The 16,104-nt window shown below is 60.4% G+C and carries 11 protein-coding genes, 1 pseudogene and 1 riboswitch; of the genes and pseudogenes, 5 read left to right on the forward strand and 7 right to left on the reverse strand.

From position 1 onward, the window contains the following. Nucleotides 1-46 precede the first annotated feature (46 nt). The 4 genes from VCA57_RS02215 to ahcY all read right to left on the reverse strand — a co-directional run bounded on the left by VCA57_RS02215 (nucleotide 47) and on the right by ahcY (nucleotide 6,150). Nucleotides 47-1,915 (reverse strand): DEAD/DEAH box helicase, encoded by a 1,869-nt coding sequence (locus VCA57_RS02215; protein ID WP_411183330.1) that lies wholly within the window; start codon nucleotides 1,913-1,915, stop codon nucleotides 47-49. A gap of 231 nt (nucleotides 1,916-2,146) precedes the next feature. Further along, the gene (gene ppnN, locus VCA57_RS02220) at nucleotides 2,147-3,520 is read right to left on the reverse strand and encodes a nucleotide 5'-monophosphate nucleosidase PpnN (protein ID WP_411183331.1); all 1,374 of its coding nucleotides are present in this window, start codon (nucleotides 3,518-3,520) and stop codon (nucleotides 2,147-2,149) included. 215 nt (nucleotides 3,521-3,735) lie between these two features. After that, nucleotides 3,736-4,581, reverse strand: coding sequence for a methylenetetrahydrofolate reductase [NAD(P)H] (metF, locus tag VCA57_RS02225; RefSeq protein ID WP_411183332.1), 846 nt, complete (start codon nucleotides 4,579-4,581; stop codon nucleotides 3,736-3,738). A 174-nt stretch (nucleotides 4,582-4,755) separates the two neighbouring features. Further along, entirely contained in the window at nucleotides 4,756-6,150 is a 1,395-nt protein-coding gene (ahcY, locus tag VCA57_RS02230; protein WP_411183333.1) for an adenosylhomocysteinase, read from the reverse strand. Nucleotides 6,151-6,312: 162 nt separating this feature from the next. Then, a riboswitch (S-adenosyl-L-homocysteine riboswitch) is annotated at nucleotides 6,313-6,408 on the reverse strand. 141 nt (nucleotides 6,409-6,549) lie between these two features. Here ahcY and VCA57_RS02235 point away from each other — a divergent pair. Then, entirely contained in the window at nucleotides 6,550-7,170 is a 621-nt protein-coding gene (locus tag VCA57_RS02235; protein WP_411183334.1) for a TetR/AcrR family transcriptional regulator, read from the forward strand. Between the two features lie 119 nt (nucleotides 7,171-7,289). Here the strand turns inward: VCA57_RS02235 and preA are convergent, their stop codons facing one another. The 3 genes from preA to hydA all read right to left on the reverse strand — a co-directional run bounded on the left by preA (nucleotide 7,290) and on the right by hydA (nucleotide 11,591). Then, nucleotides 7,290-8,564 (reverse strand): NAD-dependent dihydropyrimidine dehydrogenase subunit PreA, encoded by a 1,275-nt coding sequence (gene preA / locus VCA57_RS02240; protein WP_411183335.1) that lies wholly within the window; start codon nucleotides 8,562-8,564, stop codon nucleotides 7,290-7,292. Further along, complete coding sequence (locus tag VCA57_RS02245) at nucleotides 8,565-9,932, reverse strand: NAD(P)-dependent oxidoreductase (RefSeq protein WP_411183336.1); 1,368 nt, start codon at nucleotides 9,930-9,932, stop codon at nucleotides 8,565-8,567. It abuts the gene before it with no gap. Nucleotides 9,933-10,151: 219 nt separating this feature from the next. Further along, nucleotides 10,152-11,591, reverse strand: coding sequence for a dihydropyrimidinase (gene hydA / locus VCA57_RS02250; RefSeq protein WP_411183337.1), 1,440 nt, complete (start codon nucleotides 11,589-11,591; stop codon nucleotides 10,152-10,154). Between the two features lie 634 nt (nucleotides 11,592-12,225). Here hydA and VCA57_RS02255 point away from each other — a divergent pair. The 4 genes and pseudogenes from VCA57_RS02255 to VCA57_RS02270 form a co-directional block, all read left to right on the forward strand. Beyond that, the gene (locus VCA57_RS02255; protein ID WP_411183338.1) at nucleotides 12,226-13,713 is read left to right on the forward strand and encodes an NCS1 family nucleobase:cation symporter-1; all 1,488 of its coding nucleotides are present in this window, start codon (nucleotides 12,226-12,228) and stop codon (nucleotides 13,711-13,713) included. 87 nt (nucleotides 13,714-13,800) lie between these two features. Beyond that, nucleotides 13,801-15,084, forward strand: coding sequence for a Zn-dependent hydrolase (locus VCA57_RS02260; RefSeq protein WP_411183339.1), 1,284 nt, complete (start codon nucleotides 13,801-13,803; stop codon nucleotides 15,082-15,084). 97 nt (nucleotides 15,085-15,181) lie between these two features. Then, nucleotides 15,182-15,568, forward strand: a complete 387-nt coding sequence (locus VCA57_RS02265) for an MAPEG family protein (RefSeq protein ID WP_411183340.1) — start codon at nucleotides 15,182-15,184, stop codon at nucleotides 15,566-15,568. A 245-nt stretch (nucleotides 15,569-15,813) separates the two neighbouring features. After that, nucleotides 15,814-16,104, forward strand: a pseudogene (locus tag VCA57_RS02270) (type IV pili methyl-accepting chemotaxis transducer N-terminal domain-containing protein); the annotation flags it as partial.

Here is a 16,104-nt window from a genome sequence, read left to right on the forward strand (position 1 = left end):
CAAAAACGCCGCCCATTGGGCGGCGTTTTTGTGTGCGGCTAGCGGACTATGACTCTTCGCGGTTGCGCGTCAGCAGGGCTGGTTTTTCACCCCGTGGGCGTGCGCTCGCCAGTTCGTCGAGCTGCTCTGGCGTCGGGAAACGGTCCAGGCGCGAGCCTTTGTGCATGATCACCGGCTGCTTGTCGCTTGGTGCCTTCGCCGCACCTTCGCGGCGTGGCAGCTCATCACGGTTCAGCGATGTGGTGCGGGTGTCGCGCGGTGGACGTGCACGGCCAGAGCCATTACGACCTTGAGCACCAGCACCAGCACCTTGGCGACGGCCTTGAGTTCCGCTGCCAGCACCTTTGCCAGCTGCGCCGCCAGCGTTATTGCGTGGGCCTTTAGCTGGGCGAGCAGCTTGACCTACGCCATTGCTGGCGCTCGGACCGGAAGCAGGCGCGCCGGGCCGACGGCCACGGTTCTGCTGCTTGTTCTGGTTTGGACTTACATAGTCGGCACGGTTGCCGAAATTATCGATTTCATCATCGCGGAACTCGTCCGGCGCGCGGTCCGGAGGTAATGCGGGTATGGCCGGTGTGGCGGCGCGAGCCGCACCGCGCGGCTGTTGCGAGCGACCGCCTTGCGGCTTGCCACGGTTGTTGTCGCGGCCGCTGTCCTTACCCTTGTCCTTACGGCCAGCGCCGTGGCGATCGCCTTCTGGCTTGGCCCCGCGCGGTGGGCGCGGCTTCTGCGGCTCGCGCACTTCTGGGCGCTCGGCCTCGACGGTGCTGGCATCAAAGCCGAGCAGATCGCCATCCGGGATTTTCTGCTTGGTCATCCGTTCGATGCCCTTCAGCAGTTTTTCCTCGTCCGGAGCCACCAGGGAGATTGCTTCACCGCTGCGCCCGGCACGGCCGGTACGGCCGATACGGTGCACATAGTCTTCTTCGACGTTGGGCAGCTCGAAGTTGACCACGTGCGGCAGCTGGTCGATATCCAGGCCGCGGGCGGCGATATCGGTGGCTACGAGGATGCGCATATTGCCGGCCTTGAAGTCAGCCAGGGCTTTGGTGCGTGCGTTCTGGCTCTTGTTACCGTGGATCGCCACCGCGGGCAGGCCGTGTTTGTCCAGGTATTCGGCCAGGCGGTTGGCGCCGTGCTTGGTACGGGTAAACACCAGCACCTGTTCCCAGGCGCCTGCGGTAATCAGGTGGGCGAGGAGGGCGCGCTTGTGGCTGGCTTGCAGGCGGAATACGCGTTGTTCGATGCGCTCAACCGTGGTGTTCGGCGGCGTGACTTCGATGCGTTCCGGGTTATGCAGAAGCTTGCCGGCCAGGTCGGTGATGTCTTTCGAGAAGGTCGCCGAGAACAGCAGGTTCTGCCGTTGGCTCGGCAGCTTGGCGAGGACTTTCTTCACGTCATGGATAAAGCCCATGTCGAGCATGCGGTCGGCTTCGTCGAGGACGAGAATTTCTACATGCGACAGATCGATGGCGCGCTGGTTAGCCAGGTCGAGCAGGCGACCGGGGCAAGCCACCAGTACGTCGACGCCCTTGGCCAGGGCCTGAATCTGCGGGTTCATGCCAACGCCACCGAAAATGCAGGCGCTGACGAATTTCAAATCGCGGGCATACAGCTTGAAGCTGTCATGCACCTGGGCGGCCAGTTCGCGGGTCGGGGTCAGGACCAGGACGCGCGGTTGTTTCGGGCCGTGACGCTGTTCGCGATCCGGATGACCGTTGGGGAACAGTCGCTCGAGGATCGGCAGGGCAAAACCGCCTGTCTTACCTGTACCCGTCTGGGCTGCAACCATCAGGTCACGACCTTGCAACGCGGCGGGGATAGCCCGCTGTTGCACCGGAGTGGGTTGGGTGTAGCCGGCGGATTCGACCGCCCGGACTAAAGCCTCGGAGAGACCGAGGGAGGCAAAGGACATGTGTAATCCTGTCTAGTGAGGGCGTAGGCCCTATGGGGTGTATTGCCTGGCTTGAATCGCGCTTGGGGGGCGCAATCCCGACCGGTACTGCTTGCCTCTGGGGGCTAGCATCCGGGCGCAAGCCTGGCGGGAAGGCCCGAGTATAACAGAGCTTCAGGTCTGTGCGAGTGTCCGCCTGCTCGATGGTTGCCGCGTCGCTGCTAGGCTAGCAGCGACGCGGGTTGCAGCCGATCAGGTGAGCACTTTGTAGCACGGTACATAGGCACTGTTACCGGGGAGTTTCATCCGGTGTTGCTCAACGAAGGCCTGCAGCAGCTGATCGAGCTGCTGCATGATGTCGCGGTCGCCGGTAATTTCGTAAGGGCCGTTTTGCTCGATTAAGCGAATACCTTTGTCCTTGACGTTGCCCGCGACAATCCCGGAGAACGCACGGCGCAGGTGGGCCGCCAGTTCGTGCACCGGCTGGTTGCGCGTCAGCTTCAGGCTGGCCATGTTGGCGTGGGTTGGCTCGAAGGGGTGCTGGAAGCTTTCGTCGATCTTCAATAGCCAGTTGAAGTGGAACGCGTCGTTGTGTTCCCGGCGGAACTGTTTGACCGTTTTGATCCCTTCGGCCATTTCCCGGGCGACCTTGGCTGGGTCATCGATAATGATGCTGTAGCGCTGCTGCGCCGCTTCACCCAAGGTCGCGCCAATGAACTCATGTAGCTGCTCGAAGTACGCCGCCGCGCTACGTGGGCCCGTCATGATCAAGGGGAACGGAATGTTCTGGTTGTCCGGGTGCATCAGAATGCCGAGGAAATACAGCAGCTCCTCAGCTGTGCCTGCGCCGCCGGGGAAGATAATGATGCCGTGCCCGACCCGTACAAAGGCTTCCAGGCGCTTCTCGATATCCGGCAGAATCACCAGCTCATTGACGATCGGGTTTGGCGCCTCGGCGGCGATAATCCCCGGCTCGGTCAGGCCCAGGTAGCGGCCTTGCACGTTGCGCTGCTTGGCGTGGGAAATGGTCGCGCCTTTCATCGGCCCTTTCATCACGCCAGGGCCGCAGCCGGTGCAGATATCCAGACCGCGCAGGCCCAGTTCATGGCCGACTTTCTTGGTGTATTTGTATTCTTCGGTGCTGATTGAGTGGCCGCCCCAGCACACGACAATCTTCGGTTCGACACCGGCGCGCAGGGTGTAAGCATTGCGCAGTAGGTGGAAAACGTAGTCGGTGATGCCCTGCGAGCTGCTGAAATCGACCCTATGGTTCTCCAGCTCGCTCTGCGTATAGACGATGTCGCGCAGGGCGCTGAACAGCATCTCCCGGGTGCTGGCGATCATCTCGCCATCGACGAACGCATCGGCCGGCGCATTGAACAGCTCCAGGCGGATGCCGCGATCTTGCTGCAGGATGCGGATTTCGAAGTCCGGGTAGGCTTCCAAAATGGTCTTGGCGTTGTCGCTGTGCGAGCCGGTATTGAGGATCGCCAGGGCGCACTGGCGGAACAGCGCATAGACACCACCGGAACCGGTCTCGCGTAATTGCTGCACTTCGCGCTGCGAGAGGGTTTCCAGGCTGCCTTTAGGTGTGACTGAGGCGTTGGTCTTTTGTCGTGCTGCCATTGCGGCGCTCCATGATTGTGATGCTGCGTAAGCCCTACATGGCTAGACGCGTGCTGAAAGTAGGGTCGCGGCTGAGGAGTTTGGCCTGTGCCGTGACCCGCTCGGGCGTTGCCCAAGGCTACCGTGGTTTGCCGGGTAAGTGGTGCAACCGCTGTGGTGCATGGCCGTGGTAGAGCTATCGGCATCCACGGATGCCGATGCGCTGTCGTCAGGGTTTAGCGTGGCAGTTTGAGGTTGTTCCAGATCGCCAGGCTCGGTTCAGCCTGGTTCATGCTGTAGAAGTGCAAGCCTGGGGCACCGCCTTGCAGCAGGCGCTCGCACATTTCAGTGATGACCTGCTCGCCATACGCTCGGATGCTGTCGCTGTCGTCACCGTAGGCTTCCAGTTGCTTGCGCACCCAGCGCGGGATTTCCGCACCGCAGGCGTCGGAGAAACGCGCCAGCTTGCTGTAGTTGGTGATCGGCATAATGCCCGGCACCACGGGGATATCCACACCCAGCTTGCGCACACGCTCGACAAAGTAGAAATAGCAGTCGGCGTTGAAGAAGTACTGGGTGATCGCGCTGTCGGCGCCGGCCTTGGCCTTGCGCACGAAGTTGGCGATATCGTCCTCGAAGTTGCGTGCCTGCGGGTGCATTTCCGGGTAGGCGGCCACTTCGATATGGAAGTGGTCAGCGGTTTCCTCGCGGATAAAGCTGACCAGTTCGTTGGCGTAACGCAGCTCGCCACTGGCCATGCCCATGCCGGATGGCAGGTCGCCACGCAGGGCGACAATGCGCTTGATCCCGGCGTTTTTGTACAGCGTGAGCAGTTCGCGCAGCTCGGCCTTGCTGTCACCGACGCAGGACAGGTGCGGCGCGGCCGGCACTTTGATCTCGCCATCGAGTTGCAGCACGGTGTTCAGCGTGCGGTCGCGGGTGGAGCCACCAGCACCGTAGGTGCAGGAGAAGAAATCGGGTTTGTAGGTCGCCAGTTGGCGCGCCACATTCATCAGTTTTTCGTGCCCGGCTTCGGTCTTGGTGGGGAAGAACTCGAAGCTGTAACGGCGGTCTTGGCTCATAAAGCGTTTCCAGGTGGGTAGGGTGGGCTAGCGACGCTTGCCGCTGCTGCAATGTGCACAACGGTTTTTGCGCGGCGCGTAACCCACCGAGCAGTCGCCGGGCCGACGGTAAAGTATGTCGGCATCGGTGGTGGGTTACGCCGCTGCGCGGCTAACCCACCCTACGGTCTGCGGTTAGTAGCGGTAAGCGTCCGGCTTGAACGGGCCTTCCACGGTTACGCCGATGTAGTCGGCCTGGGTCTTGGTCAGCTGCGTTACTACGCCGCCGAAGCCTTTGACCATTTCCAGGGCTACTTCTTCGTCGAGCTTCTTCGGCAGCACTTCCACGGTCAGGCGCTCGGCTTTCTGTGCTGGCGACAGGTCGGCGTACTTCTGGTCGAACAGGAAGATCTGCGCCAGCACCTGGTTAGCAAACGAGCCGTCCATGATCCGACTTGGGTGGCCAGTGGCGTTGCCCAAGTTTACCAGGCGACCTTCAGCCAGCAGGATCAGGTAGTCATCGTTGTAGGCGTCGAAGCTGCCAGCGCCGGTGCGGTGAATCTTGTGCACCTGTGGCTTGACCTCTTCCCATGCCCAGTTTTTGCGCATGAAGGCGGTGTCGATTTCGTTATCGAAGTGACCGATGTTGCACACCACAGCACGCTTTTTCAGGGCTTTAAGCATGTTGGCGTTGCACACGTTGACGTTGCCGGTAGTGGTCACGATCAGGTCGATCTTGCCCAGCAGCTGTGCGTCGATGCAGGCTTCGCTGCCGTCATTGATGCCGTCTTTGAATGGCGAAACCACTTCGTAGCCATCCATGCAGGCTTGCATGGCGCAGATCGGATCGACTTCAGTGACGCGCACGATCATGCCTTCCTGACGCAGCGACTGAGCCGAGCCCTTGCCCACGTCACCGTAACCGATGACCAGCGCTTGTTTGCCGGACAACAGGTGGTCGGTGCCGCGCTTGATGGCGTCGTTGAGGCTGTGACGGCAGCCGTACTTGTTGTCGTTCTTGCTCTTGGTTACCGAGTCGTTGACGTTGATTGCCGGGATCTTCAGCTCGCCCTTGGCCAGCATGTCCAGCAGGCGATGCACGCCGGTGGTGGTTTCTTCAGTGACGCCGTGGATGCGTTCAAGCATCGCTGGGTATTTCTTGTGGATGATTTCGGTCAGGTCGCCGCCGTCGTCGAGAATCATGTTGGCATCCCATGGCTGGCCATCCTTGAGGATGGTCTGCTCGATGCACCATTCGTACTCGGCTTCGGTTTCACCTTTCCAGGCGAACACCGGAATACCGGCAGCAGCGATAGCGGCAGCGGCCTGATCCTGAGTCGAGAAGATGTTGCACGACGACCAGCGTACTTCGGCACCCAGAGCGGTCAGGGTTTCGATCAGTACGGCGGTCTGGATGGTCATGTGAATGCAGCCGATGATCTTCGCGCCTTTCAGCGGTTGCTCACCGGCGTACTTGCGGCGCAGGCCCATCAGGGCAGGCATTTCGGATTCAGCGATGATGGTTTCGCGACGGCCCCAGGCTGCCAGGGAAATGTCAGCGACTTTGAAATCGTTAAAAGCGGCGCTCATATGAGTTCTCCATTCGTTGTCTGCGATCAGACAGTGTGAAAACTACTGCGCTCGGCCATGCTGCGTTAAAAACCGGCTCGGAATGCTCATTTACAGCTGTAAACTCCGCTTCCTCGCCTGTTTTTGCCTTGCCTGACCTTCGCTCGCTACGTTTTCACACAGTCTGATTGAGCGCCGTTGATGCGTATGGTTAACGCCCCATCCGAGCCTGACAGGAGAGAGCCTTTGGCTCGACCTGCTGCAGCGCCCCTCGGACGGGTGGCGGGAGCGACCAGAACTGTGCTGGTCGCGTGAAGCGGTGGTGATTATAGCCATGCTGAGGATTTAGCCAAAGGCTTTCCGTCGCCCCAACTCGGCGCGGGTGATAGCCTTGCGGCATTGCGTAGTCATGGACCTGTCATGGGCAATCACAAAATCGAGATTCGCCGGCGTAACGTTGAGAAGATTCTGCTAGCCGCGGAAAAGGTCTTCGCCGAGAAAGGCCACGGCGGCACTGCCATGGGCGACATCGCCGAAGAAGTCGGCCTGCCGCGTTCCAACCTGCACTATTACTTCAGCACCAAGGACGATTTATACCGAGCGGTGCTACTTGGCCTGCTTGAGGTGTGGAAGCAGGACGCGCTGTGCTTCGAGATGTATGACGATCCACGGGTGGTGCTCAGTACCTATATCCGCGCCAAGATGAATCACTCGCGCACCCGCCCGCACGGCTCCAAGGTCTGGGCCAACGAGATCATCCATGGTGCGCCGATGCTCGGTGATTCCCTCGACGACAGCCTCTACAGCTGGGCCAAGATGAAGGAGGCGAAGATCCGCCAATGGGTCGACGACAAACGCATCCTGGCCGTCGAGCCGTCCGCTTTGCTGTATATGATTTGGGCTTCGACTCAGCACTATGCTGACTTCAGCCATCAGGTCAGCGTGCTGAACGACCACCAAGCGCTGTCCGAGCTGCAGTTCGAGCGCGCAGTACAGACAGTGACCAGTGTGATATTGCGTGGGATTGGCCTGGAGCCTTAACGGCTGTGATCGCGGGGTAGTTGATCGCGGGCAAGCCCGCTCCTACAACAACGCTGAATCCGTAGGAGCGGCGGGGACGCCTATTTCTTGCCCGCGATATATTTGATGGAATGGTGTGGTTACGACGCCACGCGATAGGGATTGCGTGGGTCGTGGTTCCAGTCGAGGAAGGGCTTGCCGGTGTCCTGAGTCACCATCTCGATGCAGTTTTCCACCGGGCAGGTGATCTGGCACAGGTTGCAGCCCACGCACTCTTCGTCGATCACTTCGTATTTATGCGTACCGTCGGCCTGGGTCAGGCTGGCGATGGCTTGGTGCGAGGTGTCTTCGCAGGCGATGTGGCAGCGGCCGCAGCCGATACAGGCGTCCTGATCGATCTTGGCGATCACCTGATAGTTGATGTCCAGGTACTTCCAGTCGGTGGTGTTGCCTACCGCACGGCCTGAGAAGTCTGCCAGGCTGTCGTAGCCCTGGCTGTCCATCCAGCGTGACAGGCCGTCTTTCATCTCCTCGACGATGCGAAAGCCATGCAGCATGGCCGCTGTGCATACCTGTACCGCGCCGCAGCCCAATGCGATGAACTCCGCCGCATCGCGCCAGCTGCCGATGCCGCCGATACCGCAGATCGGCAAGCCTTGGGTTTCCGGGTCTCGGGCAATTTCCGCGACCATGTTCAGCGCAATGGGTTTGACCGCCGAACCGCAATAACCGCCGTGGGTGCTCTGCGTGCCGACGATGGGGTGGGCGACCATGCGATCGAGGTCGACGCTGGTGATTGAGTTGATGGTGTTGATCAGCGACACCGCGTCCGCGCCACCACGATGGGCGGCGCGGGCGGATAGGCGCACGTCGGTGATGTTCGGCGTTAGTTTCACGATCACTGGCAGCGAGCTGTAAGTCTTGCACCAGCGGGTGACCATCTCCACGTATTCCGGCACCTGGCCGACCGCTGCGCCCATGCCGCGCTCGGGCATGCCGTGGGGGCAGCCGAAGTTCAGTTCGATGCCGTCGCAGCCGGTGGCTTCCACCAACGGCAGAATGGCTTTCCAGGACTCCTCAACGCAGGGCACCATCAGCGAGACGATCAGCGCGCGGTCCGGCCAGTCCTTCTTCACCTGGGTAATTTCGCGCAGGTTGATTTCCAGGGAGCGGTCGGTGATCAGTTCGATGTTATTGATGCCCTGCACTTGGCGGTTCGGGCCGAAGTGTGCCGAGTAGCGCGACGACACGTTGACCGCTGCCGGGTCTTCGCCAAGGGTTTTCCACACCACGCCGCCCCAGCCCGCTTCGAAGGCGCGGACCACGTTATAGGCTTTGTCGGTCGGCGGCGCGCTGGCCAGCCAGAACGGATTGGGTGCCTTGATACCGGCAAATTCGATGGATAGATCGGCCATTTATGCGGCCTCCACATTGAGCATCAGATGAGAGTGGATGGCCTCGGCGGCCAGCTTGCCGTGCTGCACTGCTTGTACGGTGAGGTCCTGACCCAGGGCGGTGCAGTCGCCGCCGGCATAGATGCCGGGCACGCTGGTTTGCTGCTGGGCATCGACCCAGATGCGTTCGCCCTCGCGCTTCAGCTCGCCGGCCAGCGGGTCACTCAGGGCTTGGCCGTCAAAGGCCTGGCCGATGGCGCTGAAGATGGCGTCGGCGGCCAGCTCGAAGGTTTGCCCGGTGTTCTGCAGACGGCCGTTCTCCAAGCGGGTGCGGGCGAAGCGCATGCCGCGTACTTGGCCCTGTTCATTGAGCAGCACGTCTTGCGGCTGTGCCCAGGTCAGCAGGCGCACCTGATTGGCTTTGGCGATGTCCTGTTCGTGCTCGGTGGCGCCCATTTCCTCGAAACCACGGCGGTACACTAGGTTAACGTCGCGTGCGCCGAGCTTGCTCATTTGCACCGCCATGTCGATCGCGGTATTGCCGGCCCCGAGGACGATACAGCGCTCGGCTACGGGTAGTTGGGTCAGGTCATCGCTCTGGCGCAGTTCGCGAATGTAGTCGGTGGCAGCCAGCAGCCCCGGCGCATCTTCGCCCGGCAGGCCGAGGCGCTTGCTGGCCGCCAGGCCGATGCCGAGGAACACCGCGTCGAACTGCTGGTGCAGGTCGCTCAAGCTGAGGTCGTCGCCCAGCTTGTGCCCGTGGCGGATCTCGATGCCGCCGATCTGCAGGAGAAAGTCCACTTCGCGTTGAGCGAAATCGTCCACCAGCTTGTAAGCGGCGATGCCGTATTCGTTGAGGCCGCCGGCTTTCTCGCGCGCCTCGAAGATCACTACATCGTGACCATGCATAGCCAGGCGATGGGCGCAGGACAAACCTGCAGGCCCGGCACCAACCGCGGCGATGCGTTTGCCGCTGGCCGGGGCGCGTTTAAACGGGTACTCGCTGAACTGCGCGTTGTCGATGGCGTAGCGCTGCAGCAGGCCGATCAGCACTGGCGCGCACTCCTGTGCGTTGTTGCGCACGCAGGCCTGCTGACAAAGGATTTCCGTAGGGCAAACGCGGGCGCAGCTGCCGCCGAGGATATTCGCCGAGAGAATTTTCTCGGCGGCACCCTGGACGTTTTCATGGCTGATATTGCGAATAAACGAGGGAATGTCGATCTCGCTGGGGCAAGCATTGATGCAGGGCGCGTCGTAGCAGTACAGGCAACGGGCGCTTTCCAGTGCGGCCTGGCGGGCGTTGAGCGGCGGGGCCAGATCGCTGAAACGATCGGCCAGTTCGGCCGCGTCGGCATCCGGTCGTGGCAAATGGCTGAGGGTGTCTATCACGGTTATTGCCTCACGGTTTTGTGGCTTTTATTGGGCAGTTAACAGCTGATAAGCAGCCGTCCGACCTCTGTGGGTCGGTGCGGCGGAACAGGGTGTTACTCAAGTTGATGGGGCTTTGTGGGAGGGGCCGGGCGGCGTTCCGCTTTAGCCGCGAAATCTCAGGCGTTCCACATCCCTCGCGGACAAGTCCGCTCCTACAGGTTCTTCTGCGCTCCTTACTCAGCGCTCGACGGCGGTCGGGCGATTCTTTTCGGCGCGCTTGCTGAGCAGATCGAATACCGCCGGGTAGGCCGGTCGCTCGACATAGCGGCCGGCGCCACGCTCGGCGCGCAGGTCGCCATCGACCCAGACCAGCTTGCCCTGGCTGATGGTGTGGCTGGGGATGCCGCGCACGGTCTTGCCTTCGAAGATGTTGAAGTCGACCTGCTGGTGGTGGGTCTTCGCAGAAATGGTGCGCGTGCCCTGTGGGTCCCAGAGCACCAGGTCGGCATCGGCACCCACACGTAGCGCGCCTTTGCGCGGGAACAGGTTGAAGATTTTTGCCGTATTGGTGCTGGTCAGCGCGACGAAGTCGTTGATCGACAGCTTGCCGCTGTTCACCCCTTCGTCCCATAGCACGGCCATACGGTCTTCAATGCCGGCAGTGCCGTTGGGGATTTTGCTGAAATCGTCACGACCGGCGGCTTTTTGCTCGGCGCAGAAACAGCAGTGGTCGGTGGCGGTGGTGTGCAGGTTGCCCGACTGCAGGCCGCGCCATAGCGCTGCTTGATGCTCTCTGGGGCGGAATGGCGGGCTCATCACGTAACCGGCGGCGGTCTGCCAATCGGGGTGGCGATAGACGCTGTCATCGAGCAGCAGGTGGCCGGCTAATACTTCGCCATACACAGGCTGGCCTTTGGCACGGGCATAGGTGATTTCATCCAGGGCTTCCTGGGTGGAAACATGCACCAGATACAACGGCGTACCCAGGGTTTCGGCAATGCGGATGGCGCGGCTGGCGGCTTCGCCTTCGACCTGTGAAGGCCGTGACAGTGGGTGTGCTTCTGGCCCGGTCAAGCCTTGGGCCAGCAGTTTTTGTTGCAGGTGGTAGACCAGCTCGCCGTTTTCCGCGTGCACGGTGGGCACTGCGCCGAGTTGCAGGCAGCGCTCGAAGCTGGCGACCAGGGTGTCGTCAGCGGCCATGATGGCGTTTTTGTAGGCCATAAAGTGCTTGAAGCTGTTGACCCCGAATTTGCTCACCAGCTCGCCCATCTCGGCGGCAACCTGCTCGCTCCACCAGGTGATGGCGACATGGAAGCCGTAGTCGGAGGCGGACTTCTCCGCCCAGCCGCGCCAGGTGTGGAAGGCTTCGAGCAGCGATTGCTGCGGGTTGGGAATAACGAAGTCGATGATCGAGGTGGTGCCGCCGGCGAGCCCTGCAGCCGTGCCGCTGAAGAAGTCTTCGCTGGCCACGGTGCCCATGAACGGCAGTTGCATATGGGTGTGCGGATCGATGCCGCCGGGCATCAGGTACTGACCGCTGCCGTCGAGTACTTGGCAACCGGCGGGGGCGTCGAGGTTGTCGCCAATGGCCTGGATCAGGCCGTCGGCACACAGCACATCAGCGCGGTAGCTTTCCTCATGAGTAACCAGGGTGGCACCACGGATCAACAGCGACATAGCGAGTTCCTCTCAGGCTGACCGGTGCGTGCCGGTTCTTGGTGTTATGGCCTGTCAGGCGAGAGGATTTTATTCCTGTCAGCCGTGACAGGAATTGAATCTAGTCGCTGCTCATGAATTGATCAAGAATATTTTTTAGCCTGTTTTTATGATTATAAATTATTGATTTTTAAGTAAAAAATATAGAAATAAGCAAAATGGTGCAGTGCCTCACCATTTTGACGCACTTGACAAGAACCAAATATGAGCAAGATTTCCTATGCAAAATCAGGCGCTTGAGTCCGGCTGTGGGTAGACGCTGCTGGAGCAAAAAATATTTGCCTGCACCACTTTGAATCCTGACTGGGCAGACAGGCTTGTTTGCCACGATAAAAGAGAAGTTTTAAGGCACCGCAAGAAAATCAGGAGATTTTATAAAGCTTATGTAAATCAGTTATTTATCTGCTTATACCGTGAGCGATAAAGCAACTGAAGAGGTTCCCGGCACGCTTATTGATAGCCGTCGCTACCGAGCTGGCCGGCCCTGAGATGGAAAAGAACTCCGGCCATCGCGAACGGCCGCTTGGCTGTAACCCCTGCCAGGCAGCTGGTAATCCCGATGAGCAAATAATCAAAACAATGACTGGAGAGGCCCATGCAACAGAGCAGATCGCAAGTGACTGAGCGCGATGGCTTGTACGAACTGGCCGCTGGCCCCGACGTACTCGACAGCCCACGCTATAACCACGACATTGCCCCGACTCAGGTGCATGAGCGCACCTGGAACAAATGGCATATCACCGCGCTGTGGGTCGGTATGTCGATCTGCGTGCCGACCTACACCCTGGGTGGCGTACTGACCGCCTACTTCGGTTTGTCCGTGGGGGAGGCGCTGCTGGCTATCCTGCTGGCGAACATCATCGTATTGATTCCGCTGACGCTGAACGCCTTCCCAGGCACCAAGTACGGCATCCCCTTTCCGGTTTTGCTGCGTTCGTCTTTCGGGGTTATCGGTTCCAACGTGCCCTGTTTGATTCGCGCCGTGGTGGCGTGTGGCTGGTTCGGTATTCAAACCATGTTCGGCGGCCTGGCCATTCACCTGTTTCTCGGTTCGATCTTCGAAGGCTGGAAAAGCCTCGGCGGCACCGGTGAAGTGATTGGCTTTATGGTTTTCTGGACCCTCAACCTGTGGGTGGTGCTGCGCGGTGCTGAGTCGATCAAGTGGCTGGAAACCCTGTCTGCACCGCTGCTGGTGCTGGTCGGTGCGGGCCTGTTGGTGTGGGCGCTGCCCAATGTGTCGATGAGCGAGCTGCTGGCGCAGCCGGCCAATCGTCCTGAGGGCGCTAGCGTGACGGGTTACTTCCTGGCTGGGCTGACGGCCATGGTTGGTTTCTGGGCTACCTTGTCGTTGAACATTCCGGACTTCAGCCGTTACGCCAAGAGCCAGAAGGATCAGATCATCGGCCAGGTTATTGGCCTGCCGCTGACCATGTTCCTGTTCGCCTCCCTCGGCGTGGTGATGACTGCAGCGTCGGCCTCGCTGGTCGGCGAAACAGTGTCTGATCCGGTCAGCCTGATTGGTCATATCCAGAGCCCGGGCTGGGTTGCCCTGGCCATGGCATTGATCATTGTCGCCACCCTGTCGACCAACACAGCGGCGAATATCGTTTCGCCAACCAATGATTTTCAGAACCTTGCCCCCAAGCTGATCAACCGCACCAAGGCGGTGATGCTCACCGGCCTAATCGGCCTCGGGCTGATGGCTCACGAGCTGCTGAAGAAGCTCGGCCTGCTGGTCTCCGACCTGAGCCTGGAAAGCGTCTATTCCAACTGGTTGCTGGGCTACTCCAGTCTGCTCGGGCCAATTGCCGGGATCATGGTGGTGGACTATTTCCTGATCAAAAAGCAGCGCCTCGATTTGGCTGGCCTGTATCGCGATGACGTGTACCCCGCGTGGAACTGGATCGGTTTTGTCGCCTTCGCGGTACCTGTAGCGCTGACCCTGCTGTCGCTGGGCAGCAGCGCCTTTAGCTGGTTCTACGACTACGGCTGGTTTACCGGCTCCTTCCTCGGCGGGCTGATCTATTTCGGGCTGTGCAGCGTGCGCAGCACACAGCCGGTGGCGGCCAAAGCATCGGTGTAACAGCGGGCTTGTCCGCGACGTGGTTCAGCAGATGCGCCCGATGCGCTGGGCGTGTCACAGACAACTAGAAAGGGTGAGGAGATAACCATGAATACTGCCATTGAGGTCCTGCAATCCAGCCATCCGCACGTCAACAGCACGCGCTTGTGGCAATCATTGATGGAGTTGGCACAGCTGGGTGCCACCGTCAAAGGTGGCGTTTGCCGGTTGGCGCTGACTGACCTCGACCGCCAAGCGCGCGACCTGTTTTCGCGCTGGTGCGAGGACGCCGGCTGTACCGTGACGGTTGATGGGGTTGGCAATATCTTTGCCCGCCGCCCCGGGCGTAATGCGGCACTGCCTCCGGTAATGACCGGCAGTCATATCGATACTCAGCCCACTGGCGGCAAGTTCGACGGTTGCTTTGGCGTATTGGCCGGCGTCGAAGTGCTGCGTACCTTGAATGATCTGGGCGTGCAGACCGAAGCGCCTCTGGAAGTGGTGGTGTGGACCAACGAGGAGGGTTCGCGCTTTGCCCCCTGCATGATGGGCTCCGGAGTATTTGCTGAGAAATTCACCCTGGAAGAAACCCTGGCCAAGCGCGATGCCGAAGGTATCAGCGTCGGTGAGGCATTGAATGCCATCGGCTATGCCGGCACCCGTGCGGTAACCGGGCATGCGGTCGGCGCGTATTTCGAGGCGCATATCGAGCAGGGGCCGATTCTCGAAGACCAGGGCAAGACCATCGGCGTGGTGCTCGGCGCGCTCGGGCAGAAGTGGTTTGACCTCACGCTCAAGGGCGTTGAAGCGCATGCCGGCCCTACGCCGATGCACCTGCGCAAAGATGCGCTGGTCGGCGCTGCTGCCGTGGTCGCGGCGGTTAATCGGGTGGCGCTGGAGCATCAGCCGCATGCCTGTGGCACGGTCGGTTGTCTGCAGGCCTACCCCGGCTCGCGCAACGTGATTCCTGGCGAGGTGCGCATGACGTTGGACTTCCGTCACCTGGAGCCAGCGCGGCTGGATTCAATGATCGAAGAAGTGCGTGGGGTGATTGATGAGACCTGTGCCAAGCATGGCCTGAGTTTTGAGCTGACGCCGACCGCAGACTTCCCTCCACTGTATTTCGATCAGGGCTGCGTCGAGGCGGTGCGTGCTGCAGCGGCCGGGCTCGGGTTGTCGCATATGGATATTGTCAGCGGCGCCGGGCATGACGCGATCTTTCTCGCAGAGCTGGGGCCGGCCGGGATGATCTTTGTGCCGTGCGAGGGCGGTATCAGCCACAACGAGATCGAGAATGCCGCGCCGGATGATCTTGCCGCCGGCTGTGCTGTACTGCTGCGCGCCATGCTCGCGGCTTCTGCCGCACTGGCAGCGGGCAAGCTGGCGGCATAATTGACCGAATCGCCGTCGACTTCGGCGGTGACGGTCATGGACGCCCGTTTGGGCTCGGGACAAGCTGCGCATTCCATTATCGAATTGCGGAGCCTCTATGACCCTTGCTTACTGGTGTGTGTTGATCGCCATTGTCCTGCCTTATCTGGCTACTGGCGGGGCCAAGTTTTTTGGTGCCGGTTATGGTCCGCGCGCTAATAGTGACCCACGTGCCTTCCTCTCAGGGTTGGAGGGTTGGCGCAAGCGCGCCAACAACGCTCAGCTCAACGGCTTCGAGGTGACCCCGGCGTTCGCCGCCGCGGTGATCATCGCCCACCTGGCAGGCGGCGCTGAGCAGGTGTTGCTGGATCAGTTGGCGATTGCCTTTGTGGTCAGCCGGCTGCTGTACTTCCTTTGCTACCTGGCCAATTGGGGGGTAATTCGCTCACTGGTGTGGTTCGTCGGTATGGGGCTGATCGTTAGCTTGTTTGTAGTCTCAGCCTGACGGCTTGGACAAATTCGTGTGCATAAGAGGCCCGCTGCTTGCGTGCTCGGCGGGGAGGGCTAGTCTCCTAAATTGCGGCGCAATGGCGCTGCAACTCGACGGGAGGGAGCCTCATGTCTGCTACTCAAGTTTTTGATCGACTGCTACGTGCTATTGGTCTGCGCACGTTGAACCAGCAGTTTCTTTTCTCTTATGCGTTGATGTTCCTGTTGGCACTGATCGCCTCTGTGGCGCTGTATCTGAGCATGTCCGTCTCGCCGCAGACAATCAATGTTGCCGGCGCGCAGCGCATGCTTAGTCAGAAGATGACCAAAGAGGCGCTGTTGCTGCGCGAGGGGGCGATTAATCGAACCGTGCTTGATGCGACGATTGCCCAGTTTGCTCAAGCGCATCAAGACCTGCTCAAGGGCAACCTCGAACGCAATATTAGTGTGATTGAAGATCCGCAGATTCAAGCCAAGATGGCCCAGGTAGGCGCACTTTGGCAGGCGTTCAATGGCCAGTTGGATGCGTTGGCTAATGGCGATAAGGCGGTT

This window comes from Pseudomonas sp., from assembly GCF_046581935.1.
Taxonomy (GTDB): Bacteria; Pseudomonadota; Gammaproteobacteria; order Pseudomonadales; family Pseudomonadaceae; genus Aquipseudomonas.